We start from the raw sequence: 664 nt of genomic DNA on the forward strand, positions 1-664 counted from the left end.
GCAAAAAGCGCAGATTTAGGACGTAAAAATAACGTAGTGAAATAACGCATTTTCTCCGTAAACCTCACGTAAAATTCGTAATCCTTACGGTTAAGAACGACTTACTATCCGTGTGCATGCGTTTCGGATTCCGCAAGGTTACACGGGCTACAGCATATCGTTAATACGCAATAAATATTCCGCTGTCTTAGCGTTATGATGATCGTATCCTGCCTGCGTACGAGGAACCCGTTCTCTCACCTTACGTCTAACCTCACGCTCTAATAATCGCGCAAAGTCTTTCCGTTGACGCCGGCGGTATAGGGTTCGCCGGTCGACTCCGAGCTCCTCTGCGATATCGTCTAACGTTCGACCTCCGCGACGTAAATCGGATAATAAATCGATCGCGCGATAGTGGCGCTCGTCCAGCGCTGGCAAGCCGCGAGGTCGGCCGCGTTTAATCCGCTTTTTCATCGTTTCACCTCCGGAAATAGGAAAAACGGAGCACCAGCGCAACCAAGCGCCAGCACTCCGCATGTATTAAAGAAACGTATCCGTACCGCAAACGGCTCCGTATAGCGGCTGAGCGTCTCCGCATTTCCGGTAACGGTGGACCCAATAGTTTAACTTTACGTCAACCTCAACGTCAGCGTATTGTTTAAGAATATCATTCAAGGCGCCGACC

At 49.7% G+C, this 664-nt stretch carries 1 protein-coding gene; it reads right to left on the minus strand.

The features are described from left to right. Positions 1-147: 147 nt before the first annotated feature. Positions 148-516: a phBC6A51 family helix-turn-helix protein gene (locus tag ACFSW5_RS26135; protein ID WP_379280511.1), complete on the minus strand. Its 369-nt coding sequence runs from the start codon at positions 514-516 to the stop codon at positions 148-150. Positions 517-664: the final 148 nt, after the last annotated feature.

This window comes from Paenibacillus thailandensis (genome assembly GCF_042685365.1).
Lineage (GTDB): Bacteria > Bacillota > Bacilli > Paenibacillales > Paenibacillaceae > Paenibacillus_AP > Paenibacillus_AP thailandensis.